Origin of the sequence: Pedobacter caeni (assembly GCF_900129215.1) — a bacterium.
In the GTDB taxonomy this organism is placed as follows: Bacteria; Bacteroidota; Bacteroidia; order Sphingobacteriales; family Sphingobacteriaceae; genus Pedobacter; species Pedobacter caeni.
This window is the reverse complement of record NZ_FQUQ01000008.1, coordinates 18475-39522: the sequence shown is the minus strand read 5'-3', so window position 1 is coordinate 39522 and position 21048 is coordinate 18475. Positions and strand designations below refer to the sequence as shown.

At 39.9% G+C, this 21048-nt stretch carries 21 protein-coding genes; 14 read left to right on the top strand and 7 right to left on the bottom strand.

Annotation, left to right across the window (positions count from 1 at the left end; genetic code table 11):
- Window positions 1-14 precede the first annotated feature (14 nt).
- Both trhO and BUC20_RS30735 read right to left on the bottom strand, forming a co-directional pair.
- A complete protein-coding gene (trhO, locus tag BUC20_RS30740; RefSeq protein WP_073237786.1) occupies window positions 15-953 on the bottom strand; it encodes an oxygen-dependent tRNA uridine(34) hydroxylase TrhO in 939 nt (312 codons plus the stop codon).
- A gap of 75 nt (window positions 954-1028) precedes the next feature.
- Window positions 1029-1814: an SDR family oxidoreductase gene (locus tag BUC20_RS30735; protein WP_073237784.1), complete on the bottom strand. Its 786-nt coding sequence runs from the start codon at window positions 1812-1814 to the stop codon at window positions 1029-1031.
- A gap of 158 nt (window positions 1815-1972) precedes the next feature.
- Here BUC20_RS30735 and BUC20_RS30730 point away from each other — a divergent pair, with 158 nt between their 5' ends.
- Window positions 1973-3169 carry a C1 family peptidase gene (locus tag BUC20_RS30730; RefSeq protein WP_073237781.1) on the top strand — a complete coding sequence of 399 codons (1197 nt, stop codon included), beginning with the start codon at window positions 1973-1975 and terminating at the stop codon, window positions 3167-3169.
- Between the two features lie 111 nt (window positions 3170-3280).
- Window positions 3281-4252 (top strand): 2-hydroxyacid dehydrogenase, encoded by a 972-nt coding sequence (locus BUC20_RS30725; RefSeq protein ID WP_073237778.1) that lies wholly within the window; start codon window positions 3281-3283, stop codon window positions 4250-4252.
- Window positions 4253-4259: 7 nt separating this feature from the next.
- Here BUC20_RS30725 and BUC20_RS30720 read toward each other — a convergent pair whose 3' ends face one another.
- Window positions 4260-4946, bottom strand: coding sequence for a LexA family transcriptional regulator (locus tag BUC20_RS30720; protein WP_073237775.1), 687 nt, complete (start codon window positions 4944-4946; stop codon window positions 4260-4262).
- Between the two features lie 123 nt (window positions 4947-5069).
- Here BUC20_RS30720 and BUC20_RS30715 point away from each other — a divergent pair, with 123 nt between their 5' ends.
- The gene (locus tag BUC20_RS30715; RefSeq protein WP_073237772.1) at window positions 5070-5804 is read left to right on the top strand and encodes a hypothetical protein; all 735 of its coding nucleotides are present in this window, start codon (window positions 5070-5072) and stop codon (window positions 5802-5804) included.
- A 48-nt stretch (window positions 5805-5852) separates the two neighbouring features.
- On the opposite strand, the gene BUC20_RS30710 is transcribed toward BUC20_RS30715, so the two are convergent.
- Window positions 5853-8303, bottom strand: coding sequence for a DUF5686 and carboxypeptidase regulatory-like domain-containing protein (locus tag BUC20_RS30710; RefSeq protein ID WP_073237769.1), 2451 nt, complete (start codon window positions 8301-8303; stop codon window positions 5853-5855).
- Window positions 8304-8444: 141 nt separating this feature from the next.
- Between BUC20_RS30710 and kbl the strand changes: the two genes are divergently transcribed.
- The 4 genes from kbl to BUC20_RS30690 all read left to right on the top strand — a co-directional run bounded on the left by kbl (window position 8445) and on the right by BUC20_RS30690 (window position 11770).
- Complete coding sequence (gene kbl / locus BUC20_RS30705) at window positions 8445-9632, top strand: glycine C-acetyltransferase (RefSeq protein WP_073237767.1); 1188 nt, start codon at window positions 8445-8447, stop codon at window positions 9630-9632.
- Between the two features lie 103 nt (window positions 9633-9735).
- Entirely contained in the window at window positions 9736-10773 is a 1038-nt protein-coding gene (gene pheS, locus BUC20_RS30700; RefSeq protein ID WP_073237764.1) for a phenylalanine--tRNA ligase subunit alpha, read from the top strand.
- Window positions 10774-10775: 2 nt separating this feature from the next.
- Window positions 10776-11195 carry a Rieske (2Fe-2S) protein gene (locus tag BUC20_RS30695; protein WP_073237761.1) on the top strand — a complete coding sequence of 140 codons (420 nt, stop codon included), beginning with the start codon at window positions 10776-10778 and terminating at the stop codon, window positions 11193-11195.
- Window positions 11195-11770 (top strand): TetR/AcrR family transcriptional regulator, encoded by a 576-nt coding sequence (locus tag BUC20_RS30690; RefSeq protein ID WP_073237758.1) that lies wholly within the window; start codon window positions 11195-11197, stop codon window positions 11768-11770. The genes BUC20_RS30695 and BUC20_RS30690 overlap by 1 nt, the downstream gene beginning before the upstream one ends.
- A 1-nt stretch (window position 11771) precedes the next feature.
- Here the strand turns inward: BUC20_RS30690 and BUC20_RS30685 are convergent, their stop codons facing one another.
- Entirely contained in the window at window positions 11772-12338 is a 567-nt protein-coding gene (locus BUC20_RS30685) for a hypothetical protein (protein WP_073238397.1), read from the bottom strand.
- Between the two features lie 498 nt (window positions 12339-12836).
- On the opposite strand from BUC20_RS30685, the gene rlmD reads away from it, so the two are divergent.
- Window positions 12837-14315, top strand: coding sequence for a 23S rRNA (uracil(1939)-C(5))-methyltransferase RlmD (gene rlmD, locus BUC20_RS30675; protein ID WP_073237756.1), 1479 nt, complete (start codon window positions 12837-12839; stop codon window positions 14313-14315).
- Between the two features lie 19 nt (window positions 14316-14334).
- On the top strand, window positions 14335-14742 hold the full coding sequence (locus tag BUC20_RS30670) for a hypothetical protein (protein ID WP_073237753.1): 408 nt from the start codon (window positions 14335-14337) through the stop codon (window positions 14740-14742).
- 56 nt (window positions 14743-14798) lie between these two features.
- On the opposite strand, the gene BUC20_RS30665 is transcribed toward BUC20_RS30670, so the two are convergent.
- Window positions 14799-15515, bottom strand: a complete 717-nt coding sequence (locus BUC20_RS30665; protein WP_073237750.1) for a head GIN domain-containing protein — start codon at window positions 15513-15515, stop codon at window positions 14799-14801.
- A gap of 137 nt (window positions 15516-15652) precedes the next feature.
- Here BUC20_RS30665 and BUC20_RS30660 point away from each other — a divergent pair, with 137 nt between their 5' ends.
- The 5 genes from BUC20_RS30660 to hemH all read left to right on the top strand — a co-directional run bounded on the left by BUC20_RS30660 (window position 15653) and on the right by hemH (window position 19796).
- On the top strand, window positions 15653-16162 hold the full coding sequence (locus tag BUC20_RS30660; protein ID WP_073237747.1) for a phosphoribosyltransferase family protein: 510 nt from the start codon (window positions 15653-15655) through the stop codon (window positions 16160-16162).
- 37 nt (window positions 16163-16199) lie between these two features.
- On the top strand, window positions 16200-16823 hold the full coding sequence (locus tag BUC20_RS30655) for a 1-acyl-sn-glycerol-3-phosphate acyltransferase (protein ID WP_073237745.1): 624 nt from the start codon (window positions 16200-16202) through the stop codon (window positions 16821-16823).
- Window positions 16820-17785 (top strand): hypothetical protein, encoded by a 966-nt coding sequence (locus tag BUC20_RS30650; protein ID WP_073237743.1) that lies wholly within the window; start codon window positions 16820-16822, stop codon window positions 17783-17785. Before BUC20_RS30655 ends, BUC20_RS30650 begins: the two co-directional genes overlap by 4 nt.
- Window positions 17786-17843: 58 nt before the next feature.
- The gene (locus BUC20_RS30645) at window positions 17844-18692 is read left to right on the top strand and encodes a 4-hydroxy-3-methylbut-2-enyl diphosphate reductase (RefSeq protein WP_073237740.1); all 849 of its coding nucleotides are present in this window, start codon (window positions 17844-17846) and stop codon (window positions 18690-18692) included.
- A gap of 90 nt (window positions 18693-18782) precedes the next feature.
- Window positions 18783-19796, top strand: coding sequence for a ferrochelatase (gene hemH, locus BUC20_RS30640; protein WP_073237737.1), 1014 nt, complete (start codon window positions 18783-18785; stop codon window positions 19794-19796).
- Here the strand turns inward: hemH and BUC20_RS30635 are convergent.
- Window positions 19793-21007, bottom strand: coding sequence for a 3-deoxy-D-manno-octulosonic acid transferase (locus BUC20_RS30635; RefSeq protein ID WP_073237734.1), 1215 nt, complete (start codon window positions 21005-21007; stop codon window positions 19793-19795). The genes hemH and BUC20_RS30635 overlap by 4 nt on opposite strands.
- Window positions 21008-21048: the final 41 nt, after the last annotated feature.

The window sequence follows — 21048 nt, the reverse complement described above, 5'->3', positions numbered from 1 at the left end:
AACGACTAAGGTAGTTATTTTGAAGTAAGGTTTACAGGTTGAGGTACTTTTACATAATATCCGGTTCCATCGTAAGCACGTTTTCGAGGGTTCGTGGTACAGGCTACAGAGCAGCATCCCTGTAGTTCTTCTCCACAGGCATCACATTGCGTAATGTGCTCATTACATTCCGGATTGGCACAATTGATCATTTTCGGTGTAGTCGTTCCACAGTTAAAGCATTTGGAAACGATAGTTGGATTTACGGAATTGACATCAACAGCGATACGGTTGTCAAATACATAACATTTACCTTCAAAATCTTCTCCGCCCGCTTCCTTACCGTATTTGATAATTCCTCCATGAAGCTGGTATACGTCATTGAAACCGTGATGTAGCAATAAAGCAGAAGCTTTTTCGCATTTGATACCACCAGTACAATAAGTGAGTACTTTTTTATCTTTATACTTGGCCAGCTCATTGATTTTATCCGGGAAATCCCTGAAGTTTTCAATGTCCAGCGTAACTGCATTCTTAAATTTACCGAGGTTATGTTCGTAATTAGAACGGACATCAAGAATCACTACATCCTCATCATCGATCATTTTTTGAAAATCAGCGGGTTCAAGGTGCTTTCCTGTGCGCTCATTTGGATTGATGATGCTGGTATCCCTTAATCCTGAATGCACAATTTCCGCTTTATAGCGACAGTGCATTTTGATGAAAGAAGGCTCTTCCACCTCATCAATTTTAAAATCAGTTTTAGCGAACCGTTCATCAGCCTTAATGGCTGCCATATAAGCTTCACATGCTTCTTTAGTTCCGGAAACTGTTCCGTTAAGGCCCTCATTGGCGACAATAATGCGTCCGACAAGGCCCAGAGATTTACAAAAAGTAAGATGATCAGCAGCAAATTGTTCTGCCTCTGCTATGTAACTATAGCAATAGTAAAGTAGGGTCTGGAATTTTTTCATATATTCATTGATACTGTTGCATACAGCGTTTAATGCAGGCGCAAAGTTAAGAAAGATAAATGAGATAGGAAAAAACTAAATGGAGGGTGTGCGCCCGCCATCTACCCTGATACTCGTCCCGGTTACATAGGATGCTGCCGGTGAAGCAAGGAAAGCAATTACATTAGCGATTTCTTCTGCTTTTCCAAACCTGGCCATTGGAATGGTCTTGACCATGTTTTTCTCCACATCGCTGACTTCGGATTGCTGATTTTTTGCCGTCTGCTCCATTAAACTGGTTAGTCTTGCTGTTTCGGTTAGCCCTGGTAGCACATTGTTCACCGTGATGTTGAATTTACCAACTTCGTTGGATAGTGTCTTTGCCCATGAGGCAACTGCAGCTCTGATGGTATTGGAAACACCCAGGTTTGGTAAAGGGGTTTTGACGGAGGTGGAGATGATATTGATGATCCTTCCATATCCCAATTCCTTCATTCCCGGAAGAACTGCCGTAACCAGGATCTGGTTGCCAATGAGGTGCTGTCCGAATGCGGATTCAAAATCAGAAGGAAGGGCTTCGGTAATCGGGCCGGATTTAGGACCGCCGGTATTGTTGACAAGTATGGCAATCTTTAGGGTTGAAGTCAATTGATGTATTGCGGTCTCTATTTGTTGCTTTTCAGAGAAGTCAGCCACCTGATAGCGATGTTGCTGATCCTGATCACAAGCCAGCTGCTGAACCACAGTTTTCAGGGATTCTTCGTTCCTGGCCATGAGAATACAATTTGCGCCCATGCCTGCCAACACTTTTGCTGTTGCCAATCCAATACCTTGTGTACTGCCACAAATTAATGCGTATTTTCCTTTTAGTGAGATGTCCATAGTATGATTTAAGGTTAAAATTATGGAAAATTTTCGCAAAGCTATTCGGTAACAATGTTTTTAAGCTGTTGTTGACTGGAAGGAATATTGTTAAGTTTGCCTCCGTCATTATAAATCATATCCTGATTTGTGAGGCGGATTAAATTTAAACACATAAAATGACTAAAATTTCTTTTAAACCGGTATTGCTGGCTGCAGGCCTTCTATTTACTGCCGGTAGTGGATTTGCACAAGATGATCTTGTGAATTCACTAAAAAACAACCAAAGTACAGACAGTAAAAATAGTTTTGTTTTTACTCCGGTAATCAATGCAGAAGCAACTTCTGTTAAAAATCAAAAATCTTCAGGTACCTGCTGGAGCTATAGCACGAACTCTTTCTTAGAATCAGAAATGATCCGTGCAGGTAAAAAGCCAGTCGACCTTGCAGATATCTTTACCGCACGTAATGCGTATATCGAAAAAGGAATCAACTATGTACGTATGCATGGTGCCTTAACACTTGGTGATGGGGGTGCATGTCATGACGTAATCAATATGTTTGCTTTGTATGGTGCCTTACCTCAGGAAGTTTATAATGGCAGGGATTACGGAACAGCGGCAAACAAGTCTGACGATATGAATAAGCTGACTAAAGCTATTCTTGAAGAAGCGGTTAAAGCGCCTAACGGAAAGCTTGATCCGAACTGGAAAAAGAAATACATCGCTACAATAGATTCATGTCTTGGTGCGGTTCCTGAAAACTTTACGTTTGAAGGCAAAAATTATACTCCTAAAACTTTTGCTAAAGAAGTGGTAGGCATCAACCCGGCTGACTATGTAGAGCTTTCTTCTTTCAATACTGCTCCATATTATACAAAAACGGTATTAATGGTTCCTGATAACTGGTCTTACGATCAGGTGTACAATGTACAGATGGACGACATTACCAAAGTAATTGACAATGCATTGAAAAAAGGATTTACAGTTGCCTGGGCAACAGATGTAAGCGAAAAAGGCTTTAGCTGGAAAAACGGGGTTGCTTTTGTTCCTGAGAAGGATTTCGATGCAATGTCTAAAGAAGAGAAAGCGACAATGTTCAATGGCCCTAAACCAGAGAAAGAAATTACTACTGAATTGCGTCAGGAAGCATTCGACAATTATCAGACTACTGATGATCATGGAATGCAGATTACTGGTATTGCAAAAGATCAGAATGGTAAAGAATATTATATCGTTAAAAATTCATGGGGTGCAACCAACGATTATAAAGGATACCTGTATGTAACAAAGAATTTTGTGAAATATAAAACCACAGCTTTCCTGTTAAATAAAAAAGGTCTTCCATCTGACATTCGTAAAAAGCTTAGTCTTTAATTAGTTACCTTGTCAATAAAGAAGGCGGTATCCAGATTTTGGAGCCGCCTTCTTTATTTTACAGAACATTTGACCCAAAAGGGTTGTTGATTTTTATATATAACAGTATTTATGAAAGTATTTGTAACCAGAGTTATTCCGGAAGAAGGACGAAAATTGATGATTGATGCAGGTATTGAAGTGGAAGAATGGAAAGAAAAGAGAGGGTTGAGCCAGGAAGAGTTAATCGCGCATACCAGAGACTGTGATGCTTTGTTGAGCGTAAGTACCCGGCTGGACAAAGACTTTCTTGAGGCTTCCTCTCATTTAAAAGTGATTGCCCTGCATTCTGTCGGTTATGATCATGTGGATGTAACTGCGGCTACTGCAGTTAAGATTCCAATTGGGAATACGCCTGGTGTGTTGAGTGCCGCAACTGCTGATACTGCTTTTTTGCTGATGCTGGCAACTTCCAGAAAAGCTTTTTATATGCATAAAAGTATTATTAAAGGAGAATGGGGCTTTTTTGATCCTACAGAAAACCTGGGAATAGAATTGAGAGGTAAAACATTGGGTGTTTTTGGCCTGGGGAAAATCGGATTGGAAATGGCAAAATGTTGTGTCGGAGCATTTGATATGAAAATCATCTATCACAACAGAAGCAGAAATGAACCTGCCGAAAAAGAATTAAATGCACACTGGGTTTCTTTTGATGAGTTATTGGAACAAAGTGATGTCCTTACCGTTCATACCGCTTTAACCCCGGAAACTGAAGGAAAGTTTGATTGGTTTGCTTTTGAGAAGATGAAACCCCATGCGATTTTTATCAATACCGCAAGGGGGGCCATTCATAAGGAGGGAGACTTGTTAAAGGCATTACAGGAACAGCAGATTTGGGGAGCAGGATTAGATGTAACCAATCCTGAACCCATGCGTCCGGACCATCCGCTGCTCAATATGCCGAATGTATCTGTTCTTCCTCATATCGGTTCTGCTACAGAAGAAACCCGCGCGGCAATGTCTGTTCTGGCTGCCAGAAATATTATTGCAGGTTTGAAAGGGGAACGGATTCCATTTGTAGTCAACCCGGAGGTTTATAAGTGATTCCCGATTACAAGTGATTCCTGGTTACTTTTCCCTTGACCAGGAACATTCTCTTGATGACTGCCCTTTGAAGCACGGTATCTCCTTTATAATCGGGGTTTAGCGATCGCAAGACAATCTGCTCTGAATTCGGATGTTCAAATAATAATTTTACGGTCGTGATGTTATTCGCCCGTTCATCGGTTACGATCAGGTAGGCTTCGCCCCATTGAATGACATCGCGGTTCCTGATTTCTTTTACAATAATGATCTCCCCACTTGTAAATTTAGGATACATGCTATCTCCATATATAGGAAGGTAAGCGTCACAATCATTGAAAGGGCGGTAATTTACATAGTATTCAGGTGGCTCCTGAAATACCTGAAGTTCTCCAAAAGTCATTTCACTAAAGTTAATGTTAAAATAAGGGACACCTTCTTCCAGATGGGGAAGCTGTTCATTGGGATCATCAGATTTCAGGAACATTTCTCCCATACCTGTATTAAGGTACCTGGGGTTGATTCTGTGGTGTTCCAGAATTTCTTTTGATAATCGTTTTCCGATTCTTCTTCTTCCACTTTCAATGGAAGAGCAATTCCCTATATGTTTAGTAATAGGAGTATAAAACTCAGATAGGGTCATCTGTTTGGCCAGTCTGGCTTCTTTAAGCCTGGCGCCTGTTTTTTCGGTCTCTAAATAAATGTTTTTCCTCATAGTTTTATTTATTTTCTTAATTGATTTGTCTTTTGATTAATAATGCGTAAGATTGCATTAATTATTTAGCTAATATAATGTTTTAAACTATAATTGTTATACTGTTAATTAAAAATCATTATTATGAAAAAACGTCACGAGGGATTAGAAAATCCCACATTCAGGTATTTAGGAAAAGAAGAAATAGAAAACCCTTTATTGGTGGTGGAAGAGTTTTTTGATGTAACTGACCTGGAATTGTTCAGGCAGGAACTCCGGTTGTTGTTAACCCTGTCCTTTACCAATTCGGATTATGGAAAAGAAAAAGTATATGACCGTTCCAGACTAATGTGTGTGCATCAACATATTACCAGGTTTCTTGAGATGGCCTGGTTAATGTTAAATAATGAGTTTGTGGAATTGTATATCGTAGAAGGTGATCCACTTTTCCAGAGTAGGGGGATGTGGAGAGAAACTTCTTTTATAGAGCTGAGGAAAAGATTGTCGAATGATGTAATGAAGTCCTGCCGTGTGCTGGAAGACCAGGAAATCAATAATGTAAAACTTGTATTTGATGATATCTTTCAATACCAAAGTCTTACGGAATGGCAGGATGAACTGGATCTGATTCTGTTCTATAGTGTCCGTTCAACTCCAATGTCTGAGGAACGGGATAACGGACATCTTTCTTTTCCCATGTATGAACTACTGGAGAAACTATTGGAATGTATTCATGTAGTCCATGAATTTAAAATTAAAGGAGATGAGGGCTGGAATGTATTGCCTTTCGAAGCCGAGATTAAAAATAAGGATTACAGTTATTTTCCGGCAGAGCTCATCATGAGTATTTATCACCGGATGATGAGTATGGAGAATTGATTGAGAAGGATCAACAAGGCAACACCTGATTGCCTTGTTGATCCTTTTTTAAAAACCGTAAGAAAGTCTGAAGCCATGATTTACCCTTTTATTGCCATCATAGGCAAAGCCGTATGCTGCCCGGAAGATCAAACGTTGCAGACCAAAATAGAACTCCGTGTAGTTTCTTTTTAAAGGCTGGCTAAGATAGCTGACACCGGCAAGCTCCTCCAGTTTCAATTTTCGGAGCAATGGCACCTTGTTTGTGAAAAATCCGGAAAAGTTATGTTCAAAATGTGCTTCAAAGTATGCTCTGTCTGTGCTGTATAAGTAAAAATCAAGGAAAAGGAATTTTCTCAATTCAGGTAAGCCAAACAAGGAGTTGTTTCCTCTGAAGTGTTGAAATTCGGGGTAGTATACCTGTGCGTTGTTCAGGAATTTCCCTGCACCCACTACAAAGGAGGAATAACCCCATAATCCGGAATTGATCTTATTTTGATAGACCTCAGCAGAGATCAGATCATAGTCGACATCACTGCTCAGGATACCTTTAAAGGCCTTTTTGTAAGATACGCGAATGCTTGGATATTTTGACTCCTGATAAATCTTCCGTTCAGGGCGGGTAATATAGCTTTGTCCGACGGTATAAGTAAGGGAAGCATTCAGTATAAAGGCTTCATAGGTGGGGAACAATGGGCTTTCTACCTCCGGACTAAAAGGGTTATTAGAGCTGAAAGTTTCTCCCTTTAGATCTTTGATCTTATAAGTGGTGGTATTTACCAGATTGGTATTCCGGTTAAATTCAGCAGATATGGTGGCCTGTAATCCATTGGTCAGTTCTCTGCTGGTTTCAATATTTGCAAATTCCTTTTTATAGAATTTAGAGAAGTTGGTTTCGAAGAATAAAGAGTTGAAGGAGTTGGATAGTAAACTCATACTTCCATAATTGTTGAGGTCATAGATTCCGGAGCCGGCGCTGGCACTAATGCTCGCACGTTTTATAGGATCATAAAAATAATTTCCACTTAAGGATCCGGTGAGCAGCTTGTTGGAAAACCCGTACCTGACCTCCGGACGGATGCTATAGAAAGCACCGTATTCCAGGTCTTTGGTATAAGTAACACCGTATCTTGCTCCAAACCCCTCTACTGTGTTGTAAAATAGAGCAGGGAGGATGGGGTCAAGCCTCAGTCGTTTGTGTTCATAGCGGTTATTAATGGTATATCCGGTAATCAGCATTTTAGCAATCCCAAATTTATTATTTGCCTTTTCCAGGGAATCCAGGTAGCGCTTAGAAGTCTTTAAAGCAGCAATGCTATCTTTTCTGATATAATCACGGCTCTCTTCGGGCGTGAGTGGGATGGGTCTGTTGTTCAGCCAGAAAAGAGAATCCTTTTTATTTACGGCTTTGGTGATTTTTAAGATCTCACCATTAAAATAATTCCTGGGGAAGTTGGGATGGATGTTGTAATTGCTATAAACCCCTGCATAGTATCCTTCAAACTTAAAACCAAAAACATTTCCGTTAAACTGGAAGTTCATATTGGAAGGCATATACGTGTCTTCCACTTTCAGAAATTGCTGGGAGATCTTTAACGTATCTATTAGGTTGATTCCTGAGTTTGCGGTAAGGTAAACATTGGCATTTACCAGGTGCCAGCTGTCCTCTTTAATATAGATGATTCCCCTGAATACAGGGTCATGCTCCCTTCTGGGAATGATTTGGATCTTATTAATGGTTGCTCCGTTTTCAATACTCGTACCCAATAATTTATATCGGTAATAACGCAATGCATGATCAGAAATAGGAGACACAAATCCCCGCGCACTCATCGAATTATCTAACAGGATGTTGTCATAGAAGTTAATAATCAGGTCGGAGGCTTTGTTAAAGCTAAACGCATTGTTCCGTCCGGAAATTTTCGAGGAAATCATTTCTTCATGGATTTTCCCCGGGCGTTCAAAGGCAAAAGTAGAGGTGGATTCAGATAAGTATAATATTCCTTTCCTGTTGGTATCCAGGTCCAGGGTTTTTCGAACATCTCTTCCGAAGAATTTCTTCGGGGCACCCACCAGTTTTTGTACACCTTTAATATAAACATCAGTGGTATATGCTTTTACTTCTGTTAAGTGTTCTTTCCTTTTTTTTATGGCCTGGCGGATAATCTCATAGGCAGGGTCTTCTGCATTGCCATCGATGGTTACTCCCGAAAGAGTGTATGCCTCGGCAGTCAGTACGACATCTTCTGTGGTGTTTTCAGCAATGCTGATCTCCTTTTCTATGGCTTTATAACCAATGGCCTTGAACACAATATTAAAGGTGCCCTTGTCTAATGCCAGGGAGTAGACCCCATCAACATTGGCTGAGGTTCCTTTAGTGGTATTCTTAATGTATATTGAAACAAAAGGAACTGCTGTTCCATCGGTGTCTTTAATACTTCCTTTCAATTTAAATTCCTGTGCAAATAGGGCGCCGATACTGCTGAATATGATTAAAAACGTTAGATGGATTCTCTTCATGTGTATATTAAGGCCTAAATATCGTTATGTTAATGTTAGTTAACACAATAATCTTGTTAAAGTTTGTTATTGATGATTAAATAAGGTTATCACTGGAAGACGATATTTTTATAACTTTGGTTGCAACAAGCAAATAATAGTATGTATAAAACATTACAACCCGTTCTGCAACAAGAACTGGAGCAAATAGAAAAAGACGGTTTATTTAAACGTGAACGTGTAATTGTTACACCACAAGGTGCAGACATTAAAGTGAGTACAGGACAGGAAGTGATCAACTTCTGTGCAAACAACTATCTGGGGCTATCCTCTGATCCACGTGTAACTGAAGCGGCTAAAAAAGCAATTGATAAATACGGCTACGGCATGTCATCGGTACGCTTTATCTGTGGTACTCAGGATGTGCATAAAGAGTTGGAAGCAAAGCTTTCTCAATTCTTAGGTACAGAAGATACCATTTTATATGCTGCGGCTTTTGATGCAAACGGTGGGGTGTTTGAGCCTTTATTTAACGATCAGGATGCCATCATTTCAGATGAACTGAACCATGCTTCTATTATTGACGGGGTACGTCTGTGTAAAGCAAAACGTTTCAGGTATAAAAATGCAGATATGGCAGATCTGGAGCAGCAATTGATTGCCGCTAAAGATGCCAGACACCGTATTATTGTTACTGATGGTGCTTTTTCAATGGATGGGGTGGTTGCGCCATTGGATCAGATCTGTGACCTTGCTGATAAATATGAAGCATTGGTGATGATCGATGAGTCGCACTGTACCGGTTTCATCGGAAAGACAGGCCGCGGAACCCATGAGCATTTTAATGTGATGGATAGGGTAGACATCATTACCGGTACTTTAGGTAAAGCATTGGGTGGTGCTTCCGGAGGTTTTACTGCGGGTAAAAAAGAAATTATTGACATGTTACGTCAGCGCTCACGTCCTTATTTATTCTCTAATACCTTAGCTCCAGCGATTGCCGGTGCTTCTGTTGCGGTGTTGGATATGCTGAGTGAGACCACTGATTTAAGAGATAAGCTGGAAAGCAATACAGTTTATTTTCGTAAGAAAATGACTGAAGCAGGTTTTGACATTAAAGAAGGCGTTCATCCGATTGTTCCGGTGATGCTGTATGATGCAAAATTAGCACAGGAGTTTGCGGCACAAATGCTGGAAGAAGGTATTTATGTTATTGGATTCTACTATCCTGTAGTTGGACAAGGTAAAGCGAGGATTCGTGTACAGTTGTCTGCAGCTCATGAACAACACCATTTAGACAAAGCAATCGCTGCATTTACCAAAGTTGGTAAAGCGCTTGGCGTGATTTAAAATATAGCGCTGAGTCCATTTTCCTGTTGGAGATCATCTTCAAGTTGATTTTTGGACTCAGCGATTATAAAAATATTGTATAAATAGCTGTATATTTGGCCTCATGTTACAAGAGAAGATAACACAATATACCGCCGAAATAAATGCATTTTCTACTGATCATGCAGATGAATTAGAACAATTCCGTATTAAGTTCCTTGGTACAAAAGGAATTATCAAAGATATTTTTGATGAATTTAAAGCTGTTTCTCCTGAGGAAAAAAGAACCTTAGGCAAGGTTTTAAATGAATTTAAGCAATTGGCAGAGGCTAAATATCAATCGCTTAAAGACCTGACTGAAGTGGCTGATACTGCTAAAGACTCAGGTCTGGATCTGACTTTACCAGGTGAAGGTTTTGAGGTTGGTGCACGCCATCCTTTGGCTCTGGTAAGAAGAGAAATTGTAGAAATATTTAATAAACTAGGTTTTATTGTTGCTGAAGGTCCCGAAATTGAGGACGACTGGCATAACTTCTCTGCGCTCAATTTCCCTGAAGAACATCCGGCACGTGATATGCAGGATACCTTCTTCATCAAAAAAGGTGGAGAAAAGGGTGACATCGCTTTGCGTACCCATACTTCTTCCGTCCAGGTAAGAATGATGGAAGCAGGAAAACCACCATTCAGGGCAATTATGCCGGGACGTGTTTATCGTAATGAAGCCATATCCGCAAGGGCACATTGTTTCTTCCATCAGGTGGAAGGATTGTATGTGGATGAAAATGTTTCTTTTGCAGATCTGAAACAGACCTTATTCTATTTTGTACAGGAATTGTATGGAGAAGGAACTAAAGTTCGTTTCCGTCCTTCTTATTTCCCTTTCACAGAACCTTCTGCGGAGATGGATATTTCCTGTACCATTTGTAAAGGAGCAGGATGCCAGATGTGTAAATACAGTGGATGGGTTGAGATTCTGGGTTGTGGAATGGTAGATCCTAATGTATTGGAGAATTGCGGTATTGATTCAAAAAAATACAGTGGTTTTGCATTCGGAATGGGAATTGAAAGAATTGCGAATCTTAAGTTTGAAATTAAAGATTTGAGATTATTCTCTGAGAATGATGCAAGATTCCTGAAACAATATAAAACCTCATTGATATAATAATGATCAAAAGGATAACCGGAGCACTGATGCTGTTGTTACTTTTTGCCGGTTGTGGCAAGGATGAAGGGAGCTATATTCCTAATATTCTTGTGAATTATCGTATTTCTATACAACAATTCAAGATTGAGTCTGCTAAGACGACAAATGGTATTCTAACTGTAGATAATTATGGGGTTGCCGGTTTAATTATTATTGAGGTCGCTCCCCGTAGTTATGTCGCATTTGACCGTTGTAGTTCTGTCAATCCTGAACAACGTTGTCAAGTAGTTGCAGATAACAGATTTACTGCTACCGATCCTTGTTCAGGGGCTAAATTTTCACTTATTGATGGTAGCCCTTCGAAGGCACCAGCAGTACGTTATTTAAAATCATATCGTGTCCATATAGGGAGCGATGACATGATAAATGTATCTAATTGATGGAACCAGAGAAAATTAAAGAAAGTATAATTAGAGCAGCTAAAGAGTTATTCAGGAAATACGGGTATCACAAAACAAGTGTAAACGAGATTGCGAAGAAAGCACGTATAGCCAAAGCAACGATATATAAGTATTTTGAGAGTAAGGAGCAGGTATTGGATGCCATTCTAATGGATTATCTGGATTTGAACCTACACGAAATCCTTAAAAACAAAGCTCAGTTTGCAAATGAAGAAGAGCATTTGAAAGCCCTTGTTATGAAAACCTGCAGGCTGACTTATACGGTTTGTAATGAATTTATAGGTTGGGATTTTGTAAGGGAGAATGCCAACTCTCAGGAGTTTTTAAAACACCTTTCAGATCAGCTGGAGTCTCTGTTGCTTTCTGCTTACCTTGAACTGGATCACTTTAAGAATAATCCTTCCAGAAAAGAAGGATTGGCTTTTTTATTGAAAGCAAGTAAGAGCATTGTATTTTCATTCGCCTTTACTTCTGTGAGTGATTCTGATGTACGGAAAAACTTCGTGAGCTTCCAGAAGGAACTATTGCCTTTTCTCGTTAAAGCTGCTTTATAAGCTATTTTTCCTTCCATCCCCAGGGAGCGGAAGGCGTATCTACGGTTTTAGATAAGTCAAACTTCACTGTAAATAGTCTGTCTGAGCCTATTCTTCTCAGGTTATAAGAAAAAACATCTTTATCCAGTGTGATCCACCATACATTGGTTGAAGCATTGGGCAGCAGGCTTGCAGTTTGTTGATCTGCAGGAAAAACCTGAATTTCCGGCAATCCGGAATTGGAAGCTGTTCCACCATATTGTGTTACTTTATCTTCTGAACCATCCTCATGGCGATGGTCATGTTTGAGCGTAATCCGGTCATTGGCAAAAGTCAGCACCCAGGTTCTGGATTTGTTTTCCCCTACAAAAAATGGAATTCTGATCGTATTGTCTTCACAGGAACGGACATGCATAATCAACGTTTTATTGCTGAAATCATCGTTTCCCACACCTGCAGAGATACTGCCTTCATAAGATTTTCCACAATGTTTCTTCAGGTTTTCCCAAAACTGTTTTGCCCCGGTTTTTTCCTGCGCATAAGTCATCGTGCTTATGCTGAAAAGCATTAAAAAAAACATTTTCTTCATGATTTGAAGGTACATAATTATAAATGTGTTTAAAATTATTTGACATAAACTTAACGTATACCGTTTTGGTATTTGGTATAAATAGCTTTATATTAGCGTCATTATCAATGAATAAGACAATGAGTAAAGAAGTTTTAGAGATTTCTGTTTTAGTTGATGAGAAGTTTGATATGAGCTTTAACCTCGTTGAAGGCATTTTTGGTTTAATCCTAAGTGTTTTTGATAAGTAGAAACTGATATCCCGATTTCTTGTTTAAAAGGCGTTAAACTGCCGGCAGGAAATCCTTATGTCTTAAAATTCGGATTCCCCTTTTTTTCTCCTATTGTCGCTGCCAACTGCTTATGATCAGCTCATCGCTGCTAAAAGTAATTACATTCCATTGAAACCATCGTAGGCCTGGCGTTTACAAACCGTGATAAGCTGAGCTGGTAAGCACATAAAGGCCATTGAAAAACAAGTATATATTCCAATGAAAAAAATCTTAAATTTGCGGCATAATGAGTAGAAATAGAAAATCCGGAACGGTAACCATTATTCCCAATTTAAGAATTATTGATATTGCCGAAGAAGGCAAAGGGGTAGGTAAAGCAGATGAATTGGTGGTATTTGTGGATAAGGCTGTCCCGGGCGACGTTGTGGACGTTCGTGTAGTAAAGAAAAAGAAGAATTTTGCTGAAGCGGTAATTGAATCATTACACGAAAGCTCGGAATTGAGAACTGATCCTTTTTGTCAGCATTTCGGAACCTGTGGTGGCTGTAAATGGCAACACATGGGATACGACGCACAATTGACATTCAAGCACAAGAATGTTGAGGCTGCTTTGCAAAGACTCGCCAAGATTGATACTTCTGCTATGGAGCCGATATTAGGCTCCGCAGAGAATAAATATTACCGTAATAAACTGGAATATACTTTTTCTAATAAACGCTGGCTGAATAAACAGGACATGCCAGCAGCAGATGCGGTTACAGAAAATGAAGATGAAGCTTCGGCGGAGAAAGCAGAACTGGAAATGAATGCCCTTGGCTTTCATGTTCCTTTGCGTTTTGATAAAATCCTTGATATTGAGCATTGTTATTTACAGGCAGAGCCTTCAAATACTTTGAGAAATACGGTGAGAAGCTATGCGCTGGAAAATGGCCTGAGCTTTTACGATCTTCGCAATCATGAAGGAAGCCTGAGGAACCTGATCATCAGGACTTCTTCCACAGGAGAGGTCATGGTAGTGGTGGTGTTTGCTTATGTATCGCAGGAGCAGGCAGAAGGATTGATGGAGCACCTGAAAGTTAATTTTCCTGAAATCACTTCGCTTTTATACATCATCAATCAAAAGAAAAACGATACGATCTTCGATCAGGAAGTGCTGACCTATGCAGGTAGAGATCACATCTTTGAGGAAATGAACGGACTGAAATTTAAGATCGGTGCAAAATCATTCTATCAGACAAATTCTGCACAGGCACATGAACTTTATAAGATCACCAAAGAGTTTGCGGGTTTTTCCGGAGATGAACTGGTTTATGATTTATATACAGGGGCAGGAACGATTGCCAACTTTGTAGCTTCAAGCGTAAAACAGGTGATTGGTGTGGAATATGTACCTACTGCGATTGAAGATGCTAAATTCAACTCTGAGTTGAACGGCATTGACAATACTGTTTTTTATGCCGGTGATATGAAAGATATCCTGACCACTCAGTTTATTGCAGAACACGGTAAGCCGGATGTGGTCATTACTGATCCGCCGAGAGCAGGAATGCATGCCGATGTGGTTGCGCGATTATTGGAGATGGAAGCGGAGAAGATCGTTTATGTAAGCTGTAATGCAGCTACACAGGCAAGGGATCTGGCTTTGTTAAAAGAGAAATATGAAGTGGTTCGCATTAAGCCCGTTGATATGTTCCCTCATACACAGCATGTTGAAAATGTAGTTTTGTTAAAATTTACAGGAAGCACTTCCCAGGAAGTCCTTTAAGCAAATAAGATATATTAGAATGGATATTGAAGAGTTATTGCCACAGCAGCCGGAGGGTTCAAAAGAAGAGCCAAAGAAACAGAGTCCGCTGGTGAGTTTAGAAAAAGACCTTGAGCTATATTCAGACTCTGTTAAAGAAGTTTCTGTAGCCATCATGTCGGAAGGAATTTCTACACATCCGATCTTTGTTGCCCATCAGCACACGGTGAGCATTGGGGAAGTGATCCTGGACAGGAAAGAACTGAATACCGACTGGACGATCCAGGCTTCTACAATGGATGAGTTTGTTGAAAAAGGAATCATCAATCCTGAAAAGAAAGCTTTGTTTCTGAGAAGCTACAAAAAGCCGGAAGATTATATGTGTGTATTTGTCATCGTTCCTGAAGGAGCCAATTTCATTTATTATCCATATAAAAAACAGATATAAAAAAATCCCTGCCAGGAATTCCTGTGCAGGGATAAACTAAAAACTAATATCTAAATTTATTTTATTCTCCTTACGTCTCCGCTTTTCGAAGATGATGTTTTATTTACTGCAGGATCTCCTTTGTAATTGACATCACTTCCGCCACTTGCACTGGCTTCCAGTCCTTTTGTCACATGTACGTTCGCATCAGAACCACCACTCGCAGATACTTTAGCATATTCGGATACCAAACCGAGGGCATTCACATCGGAACCACCGCTTGACTGGATGTTCATATTGGTTGCTGTTCCTTTTAAATCGGCATCAGAACCACCACTCACAGTTACTTCCAGGTCTTTTGCGGCGATATCCAGTTTGATATCAGAACCTCCTGAAGCCCGTATTTTAAGGGAAGCTGCTTTTAAAGTGTTTTGCCCATAAACGTCACTTCCTCCACTGGCGGTAATGGCCTGAAGGTTTTTATAATTGATGTATACTTTTAAAGTCTGACCTTTAAACATTCTCTGCCAGCTGATATTCTTCTTATACCTGATGTTCAGTGCAGATCCGCTCTTCTCTATTTCTACATTTTTAACCAGCTCTTCATGTCCGGTGATTTTGATGTTTTCTGAATTGCTTTGTGTCAGGTAAAGGTCTATTCCACTGGCCACATTGACTTCATTGAAGTTGGTCAGGGCAACATCTTTGTTCTGCTGTGCCGTTGCTGTTAATGTATTTATGGAAAATGCCAGAAGTACAGGGAGGGCGTATTTGAATATGGGTGTACTTTTCATGGTGGTTTTTTGTTAAGGTTTATATAGATTAGACGCAGGGATACCCGAAACGTTGCAACATTTAGAAATTATTTTTCAAATATTTGAATATGCCCCTTAAAATCGTTCTTTTTGTAGTATAAACAATGAAATAACAAATGGCAGAATCTCAATTGCTTGTTCTTGATAAGAAGCAGATACAACAGAAGATTAACAGGATTGCTTACCAGGTGTTGGAAGATAACCTGAATGAGAAGGAAATTGTACTCGCCGGGATATGGGATAGGGGCTATAAAATAGCTTTACGCTTAAAGAAAGTGCTGTCTAAGATTTCCGATCTTAAGATCATCATGCTTAAGATCGACCTCGACCGTTTAAATACCAAGCTCGTTGCCAATACAGATTTAGACGAAAGTCACTGGAAAAATAAGGTGATCATTTTAGTGGATGATGTGTTGAATAGTGGAAAAACACTGGCTTATGGTCTGGGCGTGTTTCTTAATACCCCTCATAAAAAGATCAGAACGGTTGTATTGGTGGATAGAAGTCACAAAATATTCCCCATTGCTACAGACTTTGTAGGACTGCAAATGTCGACTGTTTTAAAAGAACATGTTGATGTGGTGATCGATGTTGAAGGAGAAGAAGATCGGGTTTATTTGAGTTAGGTTTGCTTTTAAGGCTTATTTTTCTCATTTTAGAGGGATGTACCGGTCCCGTAAAAGCCCAATAATTTTTCAATTCTTTTCCTGGTATATTGCTTATATCATAAAGAAGGACTTTTCCAGTTATACTTACAACAGACTTCAGCTTAAGGAAGATGAAGCCATACTGCTCTTGTCTAATCATTTCAGCTGGTGGGATGGTTTTCTGATGTTCCAACTGAATAAGGTGGTTTTTAAAAGAGAATTTCATGTATTGGTAACGGATGAAGATTACCGGAAACAATGGTTTCTAAAATATCTGGGTGCCTTTGCTGCTGAAAACAAGGGCAAAGATGTGCTGGAAACATTAATGTATGCGGGAGCATTATTAGATCATCCCAAAAATCTGGTGCTTTTATTCCCTCAGGGCAAACTACATACCAGCTATATCAACAGCATTTCTTTTGAAAGGGGCGTAATGCAACTCATCAATGCTTCCAAAAAGAAGTTTCAGATCATTTTCTCTGCTACCCTCATAGATTATTTTGATAAAAGGAAGCCCAAAGCCGAAAGTCACCTTCTGCATTGGGAAGCTGAGGAATACATGAGCCTGCAGTTGTTGAAAAGAGAATATAACAAGCATTATAGCAATGCCATCAGCAAACAAAGTAAAGAAGTGGCATGATCATTTTTATTTATGCTGTCCTTGTTTTTTTAGTATTGCGTTTTTCAGTCACCCTGTTTAATTTCCTGTCCAACCCGAAAATGGGGAATTACGGAAGGAAATTTACAGATTTGGTTTCCATCATCGTCAGGATAGAGAAAGACGAAGCTGAAGCCGCAGGATTATTAGCTTCAATAGCAGCACAGGATTATAAAAATGTACAAATCATCATTCAGTCTGTTGAAGATACTGACTTTCTAAAACGAGCTAAGGGAGACTATTTTTTATTTTTGGAGGCGAATACAAACCTGAAGAATGGATTTATTCATAGTCTGATTTATCGGACAAAAGTGTTTAACCTGGCTTTGCTCAACGTGATTCCTACACAAAGAAATATTGGGTTTTTAGCAAACTGTATTTACCCTGTAAGTGACTTTGTACTGTTGAACTTATTCCCATTGAGATTGGTCAGGCTCATTAATCACCCGGTATTTGCGACAGCAAATGAATCCTGTTTGTTTTTCGATGCCGGAATTTACAGAGACTTTGAATGGGGTACAAGCGTTAAAGGTCTAACCTTCCGGGCACTGGAAATTGTTAAAAGGATTAAACAGGAGCGGTTAAAGGCAGATGTTTTGCTGGGAAACCGGTTGATTTACCTCGAAGAACAGCGGTTGATGCCCGATTTCCATCTTTTTTCTGAGCGTCTGATGATGAACTTCAATAATAATGTCTTTGTGGCGTTGATTTATCTGACTCTTGTGATTGCAGGGCCTATTGTAATGGTGATGGAGCTGGAGCCCGCACTTTTAGTTCTGCCGGCTGGCCTCATCTTTTTGTCGAGAGTAATGACCTCATTCCTGTCTTCACAAAACCCTGTCCCAAATATTTTGCTCCATCCCCTGCAAATGCTGGCCTTACTATTGTTATTGCTTAAGAACGCCTGGACCAGGGTATTCTTAGGTGTTGGTGAGAAGAAATAGCATATCAAACTCTTTTTGTGTAATTTTGTAGCCTCATTGATTTCTATATAATTGATTTATGAAATACGATTTAGCCGTAACTATAGATAAAGCATCAGGTTTTTGTTTCGGAGTGGTGTATGCGATTGACATGGCAGAGGATATTCTGGATGAAGACGAATATCTGTATTGCCTGGGCGATATTGTACACAACGACGAGGAAGTAAAACGCTTAACTGCTAAAGGCTTGCGCATCATTGACCATGAGCAGTTGAAAGGATTGAAAAATGAGAAAGTATTGATTCGTGCACATGGTGAGGCACCTTCTACTTATCAGCTTGCATTAGAGAATAACCTGATCTTAATTGATGCTTCCTGTCCGGTAGTGTTAAAACTGCAGAACAGAATTAAAAACTCTCATGATGAGGATGAACAGATTCTTATTTTTGGTAAACACGGGCATGCTGAGGTCATCGGTTTGCAAGGTCAGACGGATGGGAAAGCCATCGTCTTTCAGGACCTTTCGGAATTGGACGAAGTAGAATTACCTTCAAAATTTACGCTGTATAGCCAGACCACTAAGAGTACTGACAAGTTTTACCACATTAAAGAACAACTGATCGGCAGGGGGTATGAGGTAAAAGCAAATGACACCATCTGCAGACAAGTTTCTAACCGCTATGGTGATTTAGAGAAGTTTGTAGTTGATTTCGATAAGATCCTCTTCGTATCTGGTAAAAAATCCTCCAACGGAAAGGTCTTATATGACGTATGCAAAAAATATAACCCCAATGCTTACTTTATCTCCAATATAGAAGAGATTGAACTGGAGTGGTTCTCTCAGCATGATAAAGTTGGAATCTGTGGGGCTACTTCGACGCCAATGTGGCTGATGGAACAGGTTAAAGCAAAGTTGGAATCTTATTAAAACAGTTAAACATCATAAAAAAGTAATTATTGGTTTTCCCTTAGAAGATACAGGGTTATAATCAATTGATTAGTTATTTTTGCTCAAATTATGGGAAAAAAGGGCGTATTATTAGTGAATTTGGGAACTCCGGACAGTCCGGAAGTGAGTGATGTACGAAGATATCTGGATGAATTCCTGATGGACGAAAGGGTAATTGACATCAATGCCTTCAAAAGAACATTACTGGTAAAGGGTATCATTGTTCCTTTCCGTAGTCCAAAAACAGCTAAACTATATAAAGAAATCTGGGACGAGAATGGCTCTCCATTATTGTATTACAGCAAAATTCAGGTGGCTATGGTACAGGAGAAACTTGGTGACGAGTACCAGGTAGAACTGGCTATGCGCTATCAGAATCCTTCTATCGCTGCTGCTTTGGATAAGCTGAAAGCAGGATTGGTAGAAAGCATACAGGTGATCCCATTATTCCCTCAATACGCTTCGGCCAGTACAGGTTCAGTGATCCAGAAGGTGATGGAACTGGTGGGTAAATGGCAAACGGTGCCACCGATAAGTTTCATTAATTCCTTTCATGATAATGAATTGATGATAGATACTTTCGCGGAACACGCAGAAAAGTATCAACCGGAAAGCTATGATCAGATTTTATTCAGCTTCCATGGGTTGCCGGAACGTCAGTTGAAAAAATGTGACCATACCGGACAACATTGCCTGAAGAAAAATGATTGCTGTGCTACATTAACTGATGTCAATAAGTTTTGTTATTCTGCACAATGCCATGATACGGCAAGGCTGATTGCCAAACGTTTAAATATTCCTTCAGAAAAGTATTCTGTATGTTTCCAATCGAGGTTGGGAAAAGAACCCTGGGTACAACCTTACACCAGTGATGTTTTAAAGGAACTGGCTGAAAAGGGTAAAAAGAGACTATTGGTATTTTGCCCTGCATTCGTGGCCGATTGTCTGGAGACCTTGTATGAGGTGAGTGTCGAATACCATGAAGAATTCAGAGCACTTGGAGGAGAAGAAGTTCAGCTGGTTGCCAGTCTGAATGATAACCCTAAATTTATTGAGGCATTGGTAGCCATGATTAAAAACTAAAACTCCTTTTCTATAAATTCCAGAATCTGACGGGTTGATCCCGTTTTTTCGTTTACATATTTTGCAGCGGTCTTTCCAGCTTCTTCATTGTCCTTAAAGTGGATAAAGGCAGCGGAAAGATCGTTTTCTGTTTCAATACTCTTTGCTGCGTTCAATGCAATAAGGTCCTTTGCCTCCTGAAATTTATCGTATTTAGGACCGAATATCACCGGTGTTCCAAATGCGGCAGCTTCCAGTGTATTGTGAATTCCTACACCAAAACCTCCTCCGATATAAGAGATGCGGGCATATTGATACAGGGAAGAGAGCAGACCTATATTGTCTATAATTAAGGTTTGGGTAACATTGGTACCCTTAAGCAGATTGGAATAACGGACTGCCCCGGGGATGAGCTTTTCAATTTCCTGAATGTGGGCCTCATCAATTTCATGTGGGGCAATGATGAACTTCCAATCGGGTTGTTGCTGGATTAAGGTGGCAATTAAACGTTCATCTGATGGCCATGTGGATCCGGCAACGAACACCTTGTCCTTTGCCCATATGTTTTCCACAAGTGTTACCTTTTTAGGCGATAACGCATTTTCTGCAACCCGGTCAAAACGGGTATCCCCGCTCAAACTCACATTTTCCAGTTTCAGACTGTTCAGCAAGTCCACACTTTCTCTGTTTTGTACAAAGAAATGATCTGCGAAGCTCAGGATTTTACGATGAAAGGAGCCATACCAGCGGAAGAAAATCTGATCCGGCCGGAATATTCCTGAAATCAGGTATAAAGGGATCTGTTGCTCATTCAGTGTCCTGAAATAATGGTACCAGAATTCGTACTTGGTGAAGATGGCCATTTCCGGATTAACGAGGGCTATGAATCTTTTTGCATTGCCTGCGGTATCCAATGGTAAGTAGAAAACGCCTGCTGCAAGGGCATAGTTTTTTCTGATCTCATATCCGGATGGGGAGAAAAATGTGATCACTATTCTTTTTTGGGGATGTAATTCCTTGATTTTCTCCAGCACAGGTCTTCCCTGTTCGAATTCCCCTAATGAAGCAAAATGAAACCAAATGTGCCTTTGTGTGGTATCTATCGTTTTTTCTATATGGTCAAAGATGTTTTTTCGACCCTGACTAAATAGTTTGGCCTTGGAATTGAATATAGAAAATGCGCTAACGATTAATCCATAAAATGAGATTCCTATATTATAAAGCCAAAGCATTTTGTGTGTTTATTTATTATCTTAGCCGAAGATACTCCATT